This is a genomic window from Pseudomonas sp. MNR3A, assembly GCF_009650575.1.
In the GTDB taxonomy this organism is placed as follows: domain Bacteria; phylum Pseudomonadota; class Gammaproteobacteria; order Pseudomonadales; family Pseudomonadaceae; genus Aquipseudomonas; species Aquipseudomonas machongensis.
Window position 1 is genome coordinate 1 of record NZ_VZZS01000044.1, and the last position, 18412, is coordinate 18412.

Here is an 18412-nt window from a genome sequence, read left to right on the forward strand (position 1 = left end):
CTGGATGTGTCGAGCGCCTGTTACCGGGTCGGCTATGAAAGCCCGTCGCAGTTCAGTCGCGAGTACAGCCGCCAGTTTGGGTGTGCGCCGTCCAGGGATATCGGCTTGGTTCGCCAGACATAGGGCGTGCTTGGCTCAGACAAGCATGTTGGATGAGCAGGCCTTGGTGGGAAGTTACCTGATAATTTTGTCAGGTGCGCAAGAGTTAAAGCGTGTGATATAGCTAAGTACAGTTTCTGGTCTGTACCTCTACTCGGTGGTTTTACTTTGGGGACGCTAACTCTCCAAAGATTCGATTATCTGTGCAGCGTTCGTTGAGTGCCAGGTTGGAGGCTGGGAGCTATAACTTTTCAATTCCCTATTTGGTGAGGTTGCAATGAGAGCCTATGATCTTCCACTGCCCGAGGCCTTGAACGTTCAGTATTATTTGCCGGACAGGTCTTCCGGTCTTCAGTTAAAAGTGAGACCCATCAAGGGAGCACTCCCTGGTGATGATATTGTGGTTTTTCTTGACGTTAATGAAGTGCTTCGGGTTCCGGTGTCTGAGGACTGGGTTGCTCCGGTTATTCTTCATGTTCCAGATTCCAGTTTGGGCCCTAATGGCGCTCATCAACTGCAGTGCGGGTGGTTTGATCCGGTTTCAGACGACGGTAATCTCTCAGAGCCGGTCACGATTATCATCGGGCCTGTGAACACTTAAAAGCCCCGCTCCGACAACATTTGAAGCGAGGCAGCTGATGATCTTGCATTGCCCGAATTTGCATTAATTCGGGCTTTTAATAAGGGCGGGCATCCGGCACTGCAATGGTCTGGCCTAAGCCAAAAAAACAATCCCGCCACGCCTCCTTCAACCTTTTACCAATATCTTCACAACTTCATCGACACTATTCTTCAATCCCACCACGGTATCCTCCGGATCGCTGTCGACCACCACCAACCTGGCGCCTGCCGCCTCGATCACCTTGAGCACCTCTGGTTCAGGCTGACGATGGTGCAACACCAACGCCACATCCTGCGTCTTGAGCGTCTCTCCCAGCGCCTTCAGCGCCGCTTCGTCCCACTTGCCATCTGCCGGCAGTGCCTGCGACACCACATCCAGGTTCAACCCGCTGGCCAGATACCCCAACCGCTCCGACAGGCTCACCACGCTGAGGTTATCCGCCTCGGCCAGGCGGGTCTGGCTGCTGGACGTCAGCTCGAGCATCTGTCGCTTGAGCCCGGCCAGGTTGGCCTGGATCTTGTCCTTGTCGGCGGGGGACAGGCGCTCCAGGTCGTTGGCCACCACATCCGCCATGCGTCCGAGGTTGATCGGGTTCAACCAGGGATAGCTGGCGAAGGCATTGTCGCCATCCACCGCGATACCGGGCAGGGCGCCATCGACCGGGCGTGCGGCGTCGATCTCGACGATGCGGATGTTGCTGCGCCGCGCCATGGGATAGAGCGGATCGTCATGCCAGATCGAGCGCACGCCGATCACCGCCGTGGCCTGCCGTGCATCCTTCTGCAGGCTCGCGCCACCACGTCCCTCGAAGTACGACGGCTGGCGGCTGGCTGGAAGGTTGGCCGGTGCCGCGCGCTTGAGCTGCACCGAGGTACCGTCGAGCAAGGCGACAGCGAGGCTGTGGGTCACCGGCAGGGTGGTCAGCACTTGCGTGGTTGCGGCGCTGCTGGCGGGCTGTGCGGCCAGCGCCAGGGTGGGCGCGCCGGCCAGGACCAGGGCCAGGGTGAGGCGTTTGAGCGTAAGGTTCATGCCGGGTTTCCTTGCAGGCGGGGGACGAGGGCGCGGGCGAGGGCCGCGAGGGCGAAGCACACACCGGCCACCAGGATGATTGCAGCGCCGGAGGGCACGGGCAGGTCGAAGACGATCGGCAGCAGGATGCCGAGCAAGGTGCTGAGGGTGGCGATCAGCACCGAGGCGAAGAAGAAGCCCTTGAGCGACTGGCTGACCAGACGCGCGGCGGCGGCGGGGATCACCAGCAGCGCACCGACCAGGATGGCGCCGATCACCTTCACCGAGGCCACGGTCACCAGGGTCACCAGCACCACGAACAGGTAGTCGAGGGTCTTCACCGCCACGCCGCGCACCGCCGCCAGCTGTGGGTTGAAGCTGGCGAGGATGATGCGGTTGTACAGCGGCAGGGCCAGGGCCAGCACCAGCACGGCAACGATACCGAGCACCAGCAGGTCGTGAGGGCTGACGGTGAGCACCGAGCCGAACAGCACGTTCTCGAGGATGTGCACGTTGATCTTGCCGGCCAGCATCAGCAGCAGGCTGGCGCCCAGGGCCAGCGAGACGGAGAGGAACACGCCGATCAGGGTGTCTGGCGAAAGGCCGGTGCGGTTGCGCAGGAAGTTCAGCAGGATGCCGAACAGCAGGCAGTAGCCGAACAGGCTGCCGTAGGGCCCGGTATAGGGCTCGCCGAGCAGGATGCCGATGGCCACGCCCGTGAGGGCGGCGTGGCCGACGGCCTCGGAGAAGAAGGCAAAGCGCTTGACCACGACCAGGGTGCCGAGTCCGCCCAGCACCGGGCCGATCATCAGGCCGGCGATCAGGGCGTTGATCACGAACCCATAGGCCAGGGCCTCGGGCAGGTAGCCAGCGGTGGCCCATTGCTGGACCAGTTGGCGGAAGGCTTCATAACTCATCAGGCAAGGCTCTCGCTGCGCGGGTGGACGGAGAACAGCCCGAGCAGGCGCTCCGGGGTCAGGGCCTGTGCGGGCGGGGCGTCGAACAGCAGCTTGCGGCTCAGCCCGGTGACGCGGTCGGCCAGGCGCAGTACCGCTTCAAGGTCGTGCTCGATCCACAGCACCGTGGTGCCGGCCTGGCGCCAGCCGTGCAGCAGTTGCTCGAACACCTGGATACCGGCTTCATCCAGTGCCGACATGGGTTCGTCCAGCACCAGCAGCTGCGGCTCCGGGATCAGCCCCTGGGCCAGCAGCACACGCTGGCGCTCGCCGCCGGACAGCGCGCCCATGCGCCGCTTGCGCTTGTCGAGCATGCCGACCTTGGCCAGGGCGGCGTCGATGTCGGGTCGCACGCGGCACGATAGCCCGAGGAACGCCGGGCGCTGCTGGCACATGGCGGCCATGAAGTCGTCGACGGTCATCGGCAGGCCACGGTCGAACTCCAGTGCCTGGGGCACATAGCCGATCACCTCGCGTTCGCTGGGCCAGTGCAGGGTCAACTGTCCCTGATGCGGCATCTGCCCGAGCAGGGTCTTGATCAGCGAGCTCTTGCCGCCACCATTGGGGCCGACGATGGCATGCACGCTGCCGGCGGCAACGCTGAAGCTCACCTGCTCGAGGATGCGCGTGCGCCCAAGGGTGAGGTCGATGCCGGCGAAGTCGATGCGCGGGCCTTGGGCGCTGACCAGGTTGGCCGCGGCGGTCATGCGCGGTTCTCCTGGATGGCCTTGACCACGGTCTCGAGGTTGCGCTTCATCTCCACCTCGTACTTGTCGGCGGTGTATTCGCCGTAGGAGATGTGGGTCAGCGGGTAGATCTTCACCCCGGATTCGCGCTCGATGGTTTCGACGTAGGCGGAGGGAAAGTCCATTTCCGAGAAGATCACCTTCACATCGAGCTGCTTGAGCTGATCGATGGTCTTCTTCAACTGCGCCGGGCTCGGCTCGATGCCATGAGCCGGCTCGACCACTGCTGTGACCTCCAGGCCGAAGTCGCGCACCAGGTAGTCGTAGGCGGCGTGGATGGTCGCCACGCGAAACTCCGCGCCCGGTGCCTCGGTGACCTTGGCCAGGGCTTCGGCGCGCAGCACGCGCAGGCGCTTGGCATAGGCGCGGGCGTTCTGGGTGTAGAACTTGGCGTTGTCCGGGTCGAGCTTGCCCAGCTCGCGGGCAATGTTGTTGACCTGGGCGATGCTGGCGCTGATCGACAGGAAGGTGTGCGGGTTGACCACCTTGCCGGCGCCGCGCGCGGCGATGCCGGTGGCGGCAAGCAGCGGGACGTTCTGGTTGGACTCGATGGTCTTGATGTCGGGTTTTTCGCTGGCGGCGATCATGCGATCGGCGAAGTCGTCGTGGCCGATGCCGTTGAGCACGATCACGTCCAGGGTGCCGATGCGCTTGATGTCTTCGGCGCGCGGTTCATAGGCATGCGGGTTGAAGCCTGCGGGAATCAGCGGCACCACTTCGGCCTTGTCGCCGACGATATTGCTCACGTAGCTGTAGTAGGGGTGCAGGGTGATGCCGATGCGCAGCGGTTTGCCGCTGTCGGCCAGGGCCAGTGCCGGGAACAGGCAGGCCAGGAGAAAGGCGAGGGCGGAGCGGAGCATGGCGCGGTCCTTGGGTTCAGTGACGGTGTTCGCGGGTGACCCCGGCGTCGTAGTGGCTGACGATTTCCTGCCAGCCGGCGGCGATCAGCGCGGCCTGGCCAAGATCGTCGGGTGCCCGGGTGCTGCGGTCGCGGCGCAGCCACACCTGGGCCGGTGCGGTGTCGGCCTGCGGCAGGATCAACAGGAAGCTGCCGGCAACGTCGGCGTCCTGGCTCGAGCCCAGGTAGGCGCCACTGGCCAGCCACTGCCACTGATGACGGCCCCGGCTGGCACTGCTGGTGTCGTCGACGAAGGGCGGCAGCGCATCATCGGCCAGTGCCTGCACAGCGGGCGCCTGGCCGTTTTCCTGGCGCAGCGCGAGGATTTCCTCGGTGGCCACGTGCAGGTCGGTGTAGACGCCCTGTTCGGCGGCGTTGAGGTCACGGCGAGCGTCGATCTGGTGGCTGGCGATGGTCTGTTCGTCGACCCGTTCACCACGCAGCCCGACCACGGTCGCGGCGACGGCGGCGATCAGCAGCGCAGCCAGCAGTACATAGAGGGTTTCATGTCCGGCGCCGGCCGGGCGGATGACCTGGGCGCGGCTCATGGCGCGCCTATATCGGCATGGTCGACTTCCACCACGTGACCGGGGCCGGCGTCGAACAGCACGTAGAACTCGCCGTCGGGGCGCTTGAAGGTGAGGGTCGAGTCGTCGCCGAGCTTGCCGCCGACCAGCACTTGCTCGTCGTAGCCGATCACATCCAGCGTCACGCCCGGCGCGCCGCTACCGTCGGAGAAGCCGCCGGTGCACTTGATCTGATCGCCCGACACCGATACGCAGTCGCACATCGGGTTGTGCGCCAATGCCGGCAGGGCGGTGAAGGTCAGCAGGGGCAGGGCAAGCCTGCGCAACAGGTGTTTCATCATTTGCCTCCTTGTTTCTCGAGCCAGGCGACGGTGGCCGGCGATGCCTTGGCCAGCGGTACGGATGCCTGGTGCATGCTGCCGTCCCAGCCTTCGATGGTGATCCAGATCTCGGCGTCTGGGCGGGTGCGGGGCGGGATCGGCAGCGAGGTGCTCATGCGGTAGGGTGAGCCGAAGAAGATCGAGCCGGCGGCGCGCAGGTTGCGCGGCTTGCCGATGCGCAGGTAGATGGCCTTCGCGCCCTCGGTGCATGTCTGGCAGAGCGCGGCGTTGAACACCTTGAAGTGCCCGGCCGGGCCGTCGGCGCGTGGCGCTTCGTCACGCAACTCGGCCAGGTCCAGGCGCCAGCGGTCGACCTGGATATCCTTGACTACGTTGGCACCCAGGCCGCTGTCGCCGCGGAACAGGCTGGCATCGGCGAAGTACTTGGGCATGAAGCCCAGCGGGATGAGGATCAGCAGGATGTTGATGTGGAAGCGCCATTTCAGCCACCACTGCTTCAAGCCGCTGGGCGGCAGGGTTTGAGTCTGGGTCTGGCTCATGGCTGGGCCTCCACGGGGGTGTCTTCATGCCTGCGCACGCGTGCCGGGCGCTCGCTGCGCTTGAGCGCTGCGGCGGTCGCTTGGGCAGTGCGCTTGGTCCAGATCAGCAGGCCACTGAGCACCATCAGGGTGAGTACCAGGCCGAAGAAGAACCAGATCAGCTTGATCGGCAGGCCACCGAAGTCACCGGTGTGCAGCGGGCGCATGGATTCGGTGACGAACTCCAGGGTCGAGCGGTCGCCGAGCAGGAACTGGCTGTCGACGTTGCGGGTGTACGGGTTGACCTCGGCGGTCTGGAACATCAACGGGTACCAGCCACGCCCGCCCATGCTGATATGGCTGTAGGCGGTGGCGGGCAGGGTGATGAAGCTGATGTCCAGGCCCGGGATGGCCTCCTGGGCGATGCGGGCGGCCTCGTCCAGGTCGATACGCGGCACCGGATTGCCGTCGGGGCTCTGTGGCACCTGTTCGCGAGCGATGACCGGCACGATCGGCTCGGTGGAAATGGTGACGTGGTTGTCGCCCAGAATGGCCTGGATCAGGAACCAGGTGCCGGTGATCGAAATCACCGCGATGAACCAGATCGACCACACCCCGGCCAGGCGGTGCAGGTCACCCCAGAAGATCCGCGAGCCGTGCTGTGTGCGTACCGGCTTGAAGAATCCGCGCCAGAATTTCTTGTACACCACGAGCCCTGTGACCAGCGAAGCGAGCATCGGCAGGCCAAGCAACGACACCAGGTACCAGCCCCAGCTATAGCCGTTGGTGAACGGCACCAGCCACCAGCCGTGCAGCGCGCGGGTGAAGGCCTGGAAGTTGAAGTCGGGGGTCTTGCCCTGGATGGCGCCGGTGTAGGGGTTGACGTAGAGCGTCGGCGACGTGCCGTCGGGGTAGGTGACTGCCGCTTCGAGGGCGAAGTGCGAGCCATCCGGCTGGCTGATGAAGCGCACCGCCATGTCCGGTTCTGCCTTGTTCAGCGCACTCAAGACCTGCTGGAAGCTCAGCCGCTCGGCGTTGTCGTCCGGTTGGCTGGCACGCACGTCGGGGTTCGCCAACCAGACGATCTCCTGGCTGACCACCGCAAGCATCCCGGTGAAGCAGACGATCAGGACAAAGAACCAGATCGGCAGGGCAAGCCAACTGTGCACCAGAAACCACAGTTTGGACTTGGATTTTTTAATTTGTCGGGCCATCACTCGTTCTTCTGAGGAAAATTGCGGTCGAGTTTCGTCTCAACCTTGAAGGCTGCAATTAATAGGACGAATGAGAATCAAAAACCTGAAGCCTCAAATGCAAGCAAATGTTTCAAGCTCCCTCCCGCTCCCGCTCCCGCTCCCGCTCCCGCTCTTGCCCTTGCCCTTGCCCTTGCTTCTAAGCGCGCGATATCCCAGCCACCACCCATCGCGACCTCAGGAGGCCGAGCAGAGGCGTCTGTAGGGCCCTGGCGCGCAGCGCCCTTCGGCGTCCCGCCGAAGTCGCGAGAAGTAGACTTGCGCAGCAAGTCGGAGTCCGCGAAGGCCCGGAAGGCGCCGGCGCGAGGGAACCCCGGAGCGCAGCGCAGGGGCCGTATGTGGGAGCAGGCGGTTTTTGCCTACTTTTTTCCAAGAAAAAAAGTAGGTCGCCGTAAAGGCGAAAAGGTGACTCCGCGTCGCCACCCAAATCGGATATTCACCCGCCACGAGCACCACCCAGCCCCCCAAAGAACCTAACTTTTTGCAAGATGTATCCGTTTCGTAGGGATAGCCGGGCCCCGCCCGATACCCCACTCGTACGGAAGCAATCTGATGAATCCCGAGAAGTCCCTGCAACTGGCCCGCCGTTTCATTGAACTGCCGCTGGAAAAGCGCCGCGTGTTCCTCGAGACCCTGGCCAAGGAGGGCATCGACTTTTCCCAGTTCCCCATCCCCGCCGGTGTCGAGGCCCCAGACCGCCAGGCGCTGTCCTACGCCCAGCAACGCATGTGGGTGCTCTGGCAGATGGACCCCCAGAGCGGCGCCTACAACCTCCCAGGCGCCGTACGCCTGCTAGGTCAACTGGACGCCGCCGCCCTGGAGCAGGCCTTCGCCACCGTACTAGCCCGTCACCAAAGCCTGACGACCGTCTTCGAACCCCAGGCCGATGATCGCCTGGAGCAGGCCCATCGCCCGCTCACCCGCGTGAACATCGAGCGCGTCGACCTGCGCAATCTCGCCGCCGACCAGCGTGAGGCACAGGTTCGTGCCGAAGCCGAAACCGAGTCGCTACGCCCGTTCGACCTTGCGCACGGACCACTGCTGCGGGTGCGCCTGCTGCACCTCGATGCGCAGGAGCACGTACTGCTGCTGACCCTGCACCACATCGTTTCCGACGGCTGGTCGATGAATGTGCTGATCGATGAGTTCAGCCGCGCCTATGACGCCTTTGCCGCCGGGCAGGCACCGCAGTTGCCGCCGCTACCCATCCAGTACGTCGACTACGCCCTGTGGCAGCGTCGCTGGCTCGAAGCCGGCGAGATGGAGCGCCAGTTGCAGTACTGGCAGGCCCAGCTGGGCGAGGAGCAGCCGGTGCTGGAGCTGCCGCTGGACCACGCCCGCCCGGCCACCCCCAGCTTCAGCGGCAGCCGCCAGTCATTCCCGCTCGACGCGGCACTGACCGAGCAGGTGCGCGGTTTTGCCCGCCAGCACAACCTGTCGCTGTTCATGGTCCTGCTCGCCAGCTTCGGCATGCTGCTGCAACGCTATACCGGCCAATGCGACCTGCGCATCGGCAGCCCGGTGGCCAACCGCAACCGCGCCGAGGTCGAAGGGCTGATCGGGCTGTTCGTCAACACCCAGGTACTGCGCCTGCAGCCACAAGCGCAACAGGACGTGCTGGCCTATCTGCAAGCGGTACGTCAGACCGTGCTGGGCGCCCAGGCGCACCAGGACCTGCCGTTCGAGCGCCTGGTCGAGGCGCTCAAGGTCGAGCGCAGCCTCAGCCACGCACCGCTGTTCCAGGTGATGTACAACCACCAGCCGCAGGTCGCCGACCTGACCACCGTCACCCTGGCGTCCGGCCTGCAACTGGCGCCGCTGCAATGGCGCAGCCGCACCACCCAGTTCGACCTCAGCCTCGACACCTACGAGCAAGGTGGGGTGCTGCACGCAGCCTTCACCTATGCCAGCGACCTGTTCGATGCCGCCACCATCGAGCGCATGGCCCGGCACTGGCAGGCCCTGCTGCGGGGCCTGGTCGAGCAGCCACAGCAAGCGCTGTGGCAGGTGCCGATGCTCGATGACGCCAGCCTTGCCACCGTGCTTCAGGACTGGAACGCCACCGCCCGTGACTACCCGCTCGAACGCCCGGTGCACCAGCTGTTCGAAGACCAGGCACGCCGCGCCCCACAGGCCCCGGCCCTGGTGTTTGGCGAGCACGCGCTCAGCTACGCCCAGCTCGACGCCCGCGCCAACCAGTTGGCCCACTACCTGCGCGCCCAAGGCGCCCGGGGCGACAGCCTGGTCGGCATCAGCGTGCAGCGCAGCGTCGAAATGGTGGTGGGGCTGCTGGGCATCCTCAAGGCCGGTGCTGCCTATGTGCCGCTGGATCCGGAGTACCCTGCAGAACGCCTGGCCTACATGATCGAGGACAGTGGCATCGACCTGCTGCTGACCCAGCAGGCACTGCTCGACAGCCTGCCGCTGCCCCGGGGCGTGCAGTGCGTGGCGCTCGACCGGTTGCCGTTGGACGAGCAGCCCACCAGTGCCCCGAGGGTGGATATCGACCCCGAGCAACTGGCCTACGTCATCTACACCTCCGGCTCGACCGGGCGGCCGAAGGGCGCTGGCAACAGCCATAGGGCCCTGGCCAACCGCCTGCACTGGATGCAGGAGGCCTACGCCATCGGCGCCGACGACACCGTGCTGCAGAAGACGCCCTTCAGTTTCGACGTGTCGGTGTGGGAGTTCTTCTGGCCGCTGATGACCGGCGCGCGCCTGGCAGTGGCCGCGCCGGGTGAACATCGTGACCCGGCGCGCTTGATCGAGACCATTCGCCGCTTCCAGGTCAGCACCCTGCATTTCGTGCCTTCGATGCTCCAGGCGTTCATCCACGAGCCGGGTGTCGAAGCCTGCAGCAGCCTGCGCCGTATCGTCTGCAGTGGTGAGGCCCTGCCGGTGGATGCCCAAGTGCAGGTGTTCGCCCGCCTGCCGGGCGCAGCCCTGTACAACCTCTATGGCCCGACCGAGGCAGCCATCGACGTCACCCATTGGACCTGCCGCGACGAAGGCCGCGACAGCGTACCGATCGGCCTGCCGATCGCCAACCTGCGCACCTACGTGCTCGACGCCGGCCTCGAGCCGGTTGCCCCCGGTGTTTCCGGCGAGCTTTATCTGGGGGGTGTCGGCCTGGCCCGAGGCTACCACCGCCGCCCGAGCCTGACGGCCGAGCGCTTCGTCGCCGACCCCTTCGTGTCTGGCCAGCGCCTGTACCGCACCGGCGACCGTGTGCGCCAGCGCAACGATGGCGTGATCGAATACCTCGGCCGCTTCGACCATCAGGTGAAGATTCGCGGCCTGCGCATCGAGCTGGGCGAGATCGAGGCGCGCCTGGCCCAGCATGAGTGGGTGCGTGAGGCCGTGGTGCTCGCGCTGGACGGCAAGCAGCTGGTGGCCTACCTGGTGCTCAACGAACAGCCCGATGGCTGGCAGCAGGGGCTCAAGGACTGGCTGTTGCAGGCGCTGCCCGAGTTCATGGTGCCCACCCACCTGATGCCGCTCGAGCGCCTGCCGCTGACGCCCAACGGCAAGCTCGACCGCAAGGCGCTGCCGCAGCCCGATGCGGCGCCACGCGGTGCCTACGTAGCCGCGCAAACGCCGGTGCAGCAGATCCTCGCGCAGGTCTGGAGCGAGGTGCTCGGGGTCGAACAGATCGGCCTGGACGACAACTTCTTCGAACTGGGCGGCGACTCGATCATCGCTATCCAGGTGGTCAGTCGCGCCCGGCGCCAAGGCTTGCAGTTCAGCCCGCGTGACCTGTTCCAGTTCCAGACCCTGCGCGGCCTGGCTGGCGCTGCCGGGCGTGCGACGCAGGTGCAGGCCGAGCAGGGCGCGGTGCAGGGCCCGGCGCTTCTGACCCCCATCCAGCGCGCCTTCTTCGAGCAGGCGGTGCCTGCACGGGCGCACTGGAACCAGTCGCTGCTGCTGACGCCACGCCAGGCCCTGGATGGCAATCGCCTGCAGCAGGCGCTGATGCGTCTGGTCGAGCAACATGACGCCCTGCGCCTGCGCTTCCAGTTGCGCGATGGCCACTGGCAAGCCGAGCACGGTGCGCTGCCCGCCGCGCTGCTGCGCGAAGAGACGGCCGCCGACGCCCAGGCGCTGGCGACGCTCTGCGACGCCACCCAGCGCAGCCTCGACCTGGCCGACGGGCCGCTGCTGCGCGCGGTACTGGTGCAAATGGCCGATGGCAGCCAGCGCGTGCTGCTGGTGATCCACCACCTGGTGGTCGACGGCGTGTCCTGGCGCGTACTGCTCGAAGACTTGCAGCACGCCTACACACAACAGGCGCTGCCCGCCAAGACCAGCGCCTGGCAGGCCTGGGCCGCGCGGCTGCCTGCGCTGGCCGCGCAGCAGGCCGGCGAGCTGGACTACTGGTGCGCCCAGCGTGTCGAGCATGACCTGCCGTGCGACATGCCCCAGGGCGCCGCGCTCAACCGCCATGGCCGCACCCTGGAAACGCGCCTGGACGCCGAGCTGACCCGTCAGTTGCTGCACGTTGCCCCGGCCGCCTATCGCACCCAGATCAACGACCTGCTGCTGACCGCGCTGGCCCGGATGGTCGCGCGCTGGAGCGCGCAGCAAGCGGTGCTGGTGCAGTTGGAAGGGCATGGTCGCGAAGAGGTGTTCGAGGATGTCGACCTGTCGCGCACCGTGGGCTGGTTCACCACGCTGTTCCCCGTGCGCCTGAGCGTCAGTGACGATGTGGGCGCCTCGATCAAGGCGGTCAAGGAGCAGTTGCGTGCGGTGCCGGGCAAGGGGCTGGGCTACGGCCTGCTGCGCTACCTGGGCGATGAGGCCCAGCGCCAGGCGCTCGGCCAGGTCACGCCTGCGCGCATCACCTTCAACTACCTGGGGCAGTTCGACCAGCAGTTCGATGCCCAGGCCCTCTGGGCGCCCGCCACCGAGCGCAGCGGCCAGGCCCAGGACCCCGAGGCCCCCTTGGCCAACTGGCTGACCCTGGAAAGCCAGGTCTATGCCGGCGAGCTGTCGCTGCGCTGGGGCTACAGCGGCCAGATGTACCATGACGCCACCGTCGAAGGCCTGGCCCAGGCCTACAGCGACGAGCTGGCGCAACTGATCGCCCACTGCCTGCAAACCCCGGCCGGCCAGGCGACGCCGTCCGACTTCCCGCTCGCACGCATCGACCAGGCGCAGCTCGACGCGCTGCCGGTCGCTGCCAGCACTATCGAAGCGCTCTATCCGCTGTCGCCGATGCAGCAGGGCATGTTCTTCCACGCCCAGTACGAGCCCGAGGCCGGTGCTTACATCAACCAGTTGCGCCTGGATATCCAGGGGCTGGAGCCCGCGCGCTTGCGTCAGGCCTGGAGCGAGGCGATGGCGCGCCACGAGATCCTGCGCGCCAGCGTGCATTGGGAAGGCTTGAGCGAGGCGCAGCTGTTGGTGCAGCGCCATCTCGACCTGCCGTTGCAGGTGCTGGAGGGCGTGCATGACCTCGATGCCCTGGCCGCCGCCGAACGCCTTCGCGGCTTCGATCTGCGCCAGGCACCGCTGTTCCGCCTGCAACTGGTGGCGCAGCAGGGCGGTGGCTGGCACCTGATCTACACCAGCCATCACATCCTCATGGATGGCTGGAGCAATGCCAGCCTGCTGGCCCAGGTGATCCAGACCTACGCCGGGCAACCGGTAGCTGCCGCCAGCGGGCGTTTCAGCGACTACTTGGGTTGGTTGCAACGCCAGCCCTTGGACGCCAGCGAGCGCTTCTGGAAGGCCGCACTGGCGCCGTTGCAGGGGCCGACCTTGCTGGCCTCGGCGTTGCGTCGGGCGCAAGGGCAGGGCAGTGGCGAGCACTTGCACCTGTTCGACGGCGCCTTCGCCGAGCGCCTGGGGCAGTTCGCCCGCCAGCGCAAAGTCACCCTCAACACCCTGTTCCAGGCGGCCTGGGGCCTGGTATTGCAGCGTCACACCGGCCAGGCCTGCGTGGCGTTCGGCGCAACCGTCAGTGGGCGTTCGGCGCCATTGCCGGGGATCGAGGAGCAACTGGGGTTGTTCATCAATACCCTGCCGGTCCTGTGCAGCGCAGCACCTGGCCAGTCGGTCGGCGAGGCGCTGGAAACGCTGCAGGCGTTCAACCTCGACCTTCGCGAGTTCGAGCATGTGCCGCTGTACAAGGTCCAGGGCTGGGCCGGCCAACAGGGCGGCGTGCTGTTCGACACCTTGATGGTGTTCGAGAACTTCCCGGTGGCCGAGGCCCTGCGTGATGGCGCGCCGGCCGGGTTGCAGGTGGGTGCGCTGCGCAATCACGAGCGCACCCATTACCCGTTGACCCTTGGCATCGAGCTGGGCGCGCGATTGAGCGTGGAGTTCGCCTACGACCTGGCACACTTCGATGCTGCGCAGGTCGAGCAGTTGTGCGCCGCTTTCTGCCAGGCGCTCGAGCGGATGATCGAGCAGCCATCGGCCGCGCTGGGTAGCCTGCGCTTGCTGGATGACACCACGCAGCAGGCGGTGTTGGCGCACAGCCAGGGCGCAGCGATCGACCTGTCGGGCACGCCGCTGGTGCACCAGCGCATCGCCGCCCAGGCCGCGCGCAGCCCCGACGCCCTGGCTGTGTCGTGCGAGGGCCGCTCGCTCAGCCATGGCCAACTCAATCGTCAGGCCAACCGCCTGGCACACCTGCTCATCGCCCAGGGCATGGGCCCAGGCAAACGTATCGGCCTGGCTCTGCGCCGCAGCCCGCAACTGATCGTCAGCCTGCTGGCCGTGCTCAAGAGTGGCGCAGCCTACGTGCCGCTCGACCCGGCCTACCCGGATGAGCGCCTGCGCTACATGATCGAAGACAGCCAGCTCGACTTGCTGCTGTGCGACGACGGCTTGTTGCAGGGCCTGAGCCTGCCACCTGAGGTGCCGCGCCTGGTGACCGGCGAGCTGGCGCTGGACGTGCAGCCCGACCATGACCCGCTCGTGCAGCCTCACGCCCAGGACCTGGCGTACGTGATCTACACCTCCGGTTCCACCGGCCGGCCCAAGGGCGTCGCCATCAGCCATGCCGCCCTGCGTGAGTTCTGCCAGAGCGGTGCGCAGTATTCGCACCTGGGCGCCAACGACCGTGTGCTGCAGTTCGCCACCTTCAGCTTCGACGGCTTCGTCGAACAGTGCTATCCACCGCTGGCCCTGGGGGCGGCGCTGGTGATGCGGGGCGAGTCGCTGTGGGATGTGCAGCAGTTGGCCGAGCACATCGTGCAGCACGAGGTCACCTTGGCCGACCTGCCTGCAGCCTACTGGTACCTGCTGGCCAAAGCGTGCGCCGCCCAGCCGGGCCGTGGCCTGGGCGCACTGCGCCAGGTGCACGTCGGCGGCGAGGCGATGTCGGTCGAAGGGCTGCGCCTGTGGCACGCCGCGGGCCTGGGCGAGGTCGCGCTGATCAATACCTACGGCCCGACCGAGGCGACCGTGGTCTCGAGCGTGCATGCCTGCCGCCTGAGCGATGCCAGCGACAGCCACGGCGTGCCGATTGGCCGGGCCATTGCTGGCCGTGCGCTCTATGTGCTCGACGGCGTAGGCGAGCTGCTGCCCGCCGGCGCGGTCGGTGAGCTGTGCATCGCCGCACCGGCCTGTCTGGCCCAGCAGTATTACCAGCGTCCGGGCCTGACCGCCGAACGCTTCCTGCCCGACCCGTTCGCCCGTGAGCCGGGCGCACGGCTTTATCGCAGTGGCGACCTGGCCTGCTACAACGCCGAAGGGGCACTGGAGTATGTCGGGCGAATCGATCACCAGGTGAAGATTCGCGGCATGCGCATCGAAATGGGCGAGATCGAAGCCTGCCTGCAGGCCCAGCCGAGGGTGCGCGCTGCTGCGCTGATCGCCCAGGCGACCGGCCAGGGCGCGCAGTTGGTGGCCTTCGTCGTGCCGGTTGCCAGCGAGGCAGTGCAGGGCGATACGCGCACGGCCTTCGTCGCCGCGCTGCGCGACGCGTTGCGCCAGTCGCTGCCGGAGTTCATGGTGCCGGCCCATCTCGTGGTGTTGGAGCAATTGCCGCTGAACAACAACGGCAAGCTCGACCGCGCAGCCTTGCCACTGCCCGAGCCAGACGCGAGCAGCGCTGCCTACATCGCTCCGCGCAATGCTTTGCAGGCGGCGCTGGCGGACATCTGGGCCCAGGTGCTGGACGTGCCGCAGATCGGCCTGGCCGACCATTTCTTCGAGCGTGGCGGGCATTCGCTGCTGGCCATGCAGGTGGTGGTGCGCATCCGCCAGCAGTTGCAGCGCGAGGTGCCGGTGCGGGTGCTGTTCCAGGCGCCGGTGCTCGAGGCGTTCGCCGAGGCGTGCCAGGCCCAGGCCGTCGAGGCCGGGCCTGCATTGGTCAGTGTCGGCCATGACCGGCCGTTGGCGTTGTCCTATGCCCAGGAGCGCCAGTGGTTCCTGTGGCAACTGGAGCCGCACAGCGCGTCCTATCACATTCCCGCTGCGCTGCGCCTGCGCGGCGTGCTCGATCGCGACGCCCTGGCGCGCAGCGTGCAGGACCTGGTGGATCGCCATGCCTCGCTGCGCACCGCGTTCGTCGAGGAGGGCGGCGAGGTCCGCCAGGTCATCGCCCCGGCGCTGACCTTCGCGATCGACTACCAGGCCATGGATGCACAGGCCGACGAGGCAGCCATCCGCCGCGAAGTGCAACGCGAGATTCGTCGTCCGTTCGACCTGTTCCAGGCGCCGTTGCTGCGGGTTCGCGTGCTGGTGCTGGGCGAACAGGACCATGTGTTGGTGATGACCCAGCACCACATCGTCTCCGACGGTTGGTCCATGCAACTGCTGGTCGAGCAGTGGCAGGCGCGTTACCTCGCCCATTGCCGTGGCGAGGTCGCGGCACTCGAGCCCCTGGCCTTGCAGTACGCCGACTTCGCTCAATGGCAGCGCCAATGGCTGGAGGCGGGCGAGGGTGCCCGGCAACTGGCCTACTGGCGTGAGCAACTGGGCGACGAGCAGCCCGTGCTGGAGCTGCCGTTCGACCGCCCACGGCCTGCCGAGCAGAGCCAGCGCGGCGCGCGCCTCGACCTGAGCCTGGCCGAGCCGCTGGTGGCAGCGCTGCGCGAGCAGGCCAGCGCCCAGGGCGTGACCCTGTTCGTCTACCTGTTGGCCTCGTTCCAGGCCTTGCTGCACCGCTACAGCGGCCAGTCCGATATCCGCGTCGGCGTACCGGTGGCCAACCGCACCCGGGCCGAGACCGAGTCGATGGTCGGCTTCTTCGTCAACACCCAGGTGCTGCGCGCCCAGGTCGACGGCGCGGCCGGTTTCGATCAACTGCTGCAACAGGTACGCCAGGCCGTGCTCGGCGCCCAGGCCCACCAGGACCTGCCGTTCGAGCAACTGGTCGACGCCCTGCAGCCCCAGCGCAGCCTGAGCTACAGCCCGCTGTTCCAGGTCATGCACAACCATCAGGTGACGCCTGCCACCGCGACCTCCCTGCAAGGCCTGACGCTCGAACCGCTCAGCTGGGACAGCGGCACCGCGCAGTTCGACCTGAGCCTGGACACCACCGAGGTCGAGGCACGCATCGAAGTGTCGCTGACATATGCCACCGACCTGTTCGACCACGCCACCATCGAGCGTCTGGCCGACCATTGGCAGCACCTGCTGCAGGCCGTGGTGCACGACCCGCAGTGCCCGGTGGCGCGGCTGCCGCTGCTGGCCGCCGATGAACAGCAGCGCATGCTTGAGGCGTGGAATTCGGCAGCGCTGCCGCCTGCGACCCACGCCAGCCTGCACGGTCTGATCCAGGCCCGCGCCGCGCAGGCCCCCGAAGCCCTGGCGCTGATCTGCGGCGAGCGCGAGCTGAGCTACCGCGAGCTCGACACGCAGGCCAACCGCCTGGCCCATCGCCTGCGCGCCCTGGGTGTCGGCCCGGAAGTGCGGGTGGGCGTGGCCCTGCCGCGCAGCGCCGAACTGGTGGTGGCCCTGCTGGCGGTGCTTAAGGCCGGTGGCGCCTATGTGCCGCTGGACCTGGCCTACCCGCGCGAGCGCCTGGCGCACATGCTCGGCGACAGCCAGGCACACCTGCTGCTGACCCAGGCCGATCAGGCCGCGCAATTGGCGTCGGTGATCAGCGAAGGCCAGTCGCTGCTGTTGCTCGATGACGACCCGCAGTTGGCGCTGCAACCGACCCATGCGCCGGTCCAGCATGACGATGCCGAGCACCTGGCGTACGTGATCTACACCTCCGGCTCCACTGGTCTACCCAAGGGCGTGGCGATCACCCATGGCAATGCCGTGGCGCTGGTGCGCTGGGCCCAGGGGCTGTACAGCGAGGACGACCTGCAAGGCGTGCTGGCGAGCACCTCGATCTGCTTCGACCTGTCGGTCTGGGAGCTGTTCGTGACCCTGGCCGGCGGCGGTCATTTCATCCTCGCCGACAACGCCCTGGCGCTGCCGGAGCTGCCCGCGCGCGAACGCGTGACCCTTATCAACACCGTGCCGTCGGCGATTGCCGCGCTGCTGCAGGCCGGGGCGATTCCGCCCAGTGTGCGCACCATCAACCTGGCGGGCGAACCGCTGAAGCAGTCGCTGGTGGATGCGTTGTATGCGCTGCCGGGCATCGAGCGCGTGCACGACCTCTACGGGCCGTCCGAAGACACCACCTATTCGACCTGCGTGCTGCGCCAGGCCAACGGCCGGGCCAGCATTGGCCGGCCGCTGCCGGGCACGGCCGCCTATGTGCTGGATGGCCACCTGCAGCCGCAGCCGGTGGGTGTGGCGGGCGAGCTGTACTTGGCCGGCGAGGGCCTGGCGCGCGGTTACCTGCGTCGGCCAGGGCTGAGTGCCGAGCGCTTCGTCGCCGACCCGTTCACCGGTGAAGGCGGGCGCATGTACCGCACCGGCGACCTGGTGCGTTACCGCGAAGACGCGTCGATCGAATACCTGGGGCGTATCGACCATCAGGTCAAGGTGCGTGGTTTCCGTATCGAGCTGGGGGAGATCGAGGCACGCCTGCTGGCGCACCCCGAGGTGCGTGAAGTGGCGGTGGTCGCCCGTCAGGGCGAACTGGGTACGCAACTGGTGGGCTATGTCGCTGCTGCGGCATCGCTCGATGATGCCGAGCCGCTCAAGGCCTGGCTCAAGCAGACCTTGCCGGACTACATGGTGCCGACCCACTGGCTGTTCCTCGAACGTCTGCCGCTGACCCCCAACGGCAAGCTCGACCGCAAGGCGCTGCCCACGCCGCAGGCCAGTGCCCCGACGCGCCAGGTGGCACCGCGCAGCGTGCTGGAAAAACGCCTGGTGGCGATCTGGGAGGAAGTGCTCAAGGTTTCGCCGATTGGCGTGACCGACAACTTCTTCGAACTGGGCGGCGATTCGATCATTTCGATCCAGGTGGTCAGCCGGGCGCGTCAGGCGGGTATCCGCTTCACGCCCAAGGCGCTGTTCCAGCACCAGACCGTCCAAGGGCTGGCGACCGTTGCCCAGGAAGGCGAGGGTGCGCAACTGATCGA

General features: G+C 66.8%; 10 protein-coding genes. 2 read left to right on the forward strand and 8 right to left on the reverse strand.

Annotated features, from left to right (window positions below; genetic code table 11):
• Nucleotides 1-123: AraC family transcriptional regulator (locus F6X62_RS24870; protein ID WP_153774999.1), on the forward strand; the 123-nt coding region annotated here is incomplete at its 5' end.
• A 724-nt stretch (nt 124-847) separates the two neighbouring features.
• On the opposite strand, the gene F6X62_RS24875 is transcribed toward F6X62_RS24870, so the two are convergent.
• From F6X62_RS24875 to F6X62_RS24910, 8 genes are read right to left on the reverse strand one after another with little or no spacing between them, the layout of a single operon-like run.
• Nucleotides 848-1750 carry a metal ABC transporter solute-binding protein, Zn/Mn family gene (locus F6X62_RS24875; protein ID WP_153775000.1) on the reverse strand — a complete coding sequence of 301 codons (903 nt, stop codon included), beginning with the start codon at nt 1748-1750 and terminating at the stop codon, nt 848-850.
• Nucleotides 1747-2646, reverse strand: a complete 900-nt coding sequence (locus F6X62_RS24880; RefSeq protein ID WP_054893230.1) for a metal ABC transporter permease — start codon at nt 2644-2646, stop codon at nt 1747-1749. Before F6X62_RS24880 ends, F6X62_RS24875 begins: the two co-directional genes overlap by 4 nt.
• The gene (locus F6X62_RS24885) at nt 2646-3392 is read right to left on the reverse strand and encodes a metal ABC transporter ATP-binding protein (protein ID WP_153775001.1); all 747 of its coding nucleotides are present in this window, start codon (nt 3390-3392) and stop codon (nt 2646-2648) included. The genes F6X62_RS24880 and F6X62_RS24885 overlap by 1 nt, the downstream gene beginning before the upstream one ends.
• Nucleotides 3389-4291, reverse strand: coding sequence for a metal ABC transporter substrate-binding protein (locus tag F6X62_RS24890; RefSeq protein ID WP_153775002.1), 903 nt, complete (start codon nt 4289-4291; stop codon nt 3389-3391). The genes F6X62_RS24885 and F6X62_RS24890 overlap by 4 nt, the downstream gene beginning before the upstream one ends.
• A gap of 16 nt (nt 4292-4307) precedes the next feature.
• A complete protein-coding gene (locus tag F6X62_RS24895) occupies nt 4308-4877 on the reverse strand; it encodes a DUF6162 family protein (RefSeq protein WP_125930178.1) in 570 nt (189 codons plus the stop codon).
• Nucleotides 4874-5194, reverse strand: coding sequence for a hypothetical protein (locus F6X62_RS24900; RefSeq protein WP_112897991.1), 321 nt, complete (start codon nt 5192-5194; stop codon nt 4874-4876). Before F6X62_RS24900 ends, F6X62_RS24895 begins: the two co-directional genes overlap by 4 nt.
• Entirely contained in the window at nt 5194-5736 is a 543-nt protein-coding gene (locus tag F6X62_RS24905; RefSeq protein ID WP_153775003.1) for a thiamine pyrophosphate-binding protein, read from the reverse strand. Before F6X62_RS24905 ends, F6X62_RS24900 begins: the two co-directional genes overlap by 1 nt.
• Complete coding sequence (locus F6X62_RS24910) at nt 5733-6929, reverse strand: PepSY domain-containing protein (protein ID WP_054893236.1); 1197 nt, start codon at nt 6927-6929, stop codon at nt 5733-5735. Before F6X62_RS24910 ends, F6X62_RS24905 begins: the two co-directional genes overlap by 4 nt.
• 591 nt (nt 6930-7520) lie before the next feature.
• Here F6X62_RS24910 and F6X62_RS24915 point away from each other — a divergent pair.
• Nucleotides 7521-18412: non-ribosomal peptide synthetase (locus F6X62_RS24915; protein ID WP_153775004.1), on the forward strand; the 10892-nt coding region annotated here is incomplete at its 3' end.